Here is a 277-nt window from a genome sequence, read left to right as displayed (position 1 = left end):
TTTCGGTTCTTCAACTTCTTTTACTGGTTCTTTTACTTCTTCTTTCGGTTCTTCAACTTCTTTTACTGGTTCTTTTACTTCTTCTTTCGATTCTTCAACTTCTTTTGTTGGCTCTTTTACTTCTTCTTTCGATTCTTCAACTTCTTTTGTTGGTTCTTTTACTTCCTCTTTCGATTCTTCAACTTCTTTTGTTGGTTCTTTTACTTCTTCTTTGTCAACTATATTCTGGATTACTGTTCCGTTAAAACTTATACTAGTTTCATCCGAATCTAAATCA

1 protein-coding gene is annotated in these 277 nt (G+C 32.1%); it reads right to left on the bottom strand.

Features of this window, described 5'->3' with window-relative positions; genetic code table 11:
• Positions 1 to 277, bottom strand: a 277-nt coding sequence (locus tag MR113_RS27705; protein WP_242257505.1) for a hypothetical protein, incomplete at both ends; no start/stop codon positions are given.

It is taken from the genome of Bacillus cereus group sp. BfR-BA-01379 (assembly GCF_022663605.1).
Lineage (GTDB): Bacteria > Bacillota > Bacilli > Bacillales > Bacillaceae_G > Bacillus_A > Bacillus_A mobilis.
This window is presented reverse-complemented; position numbering and strand designations above follow the sequence as displayed.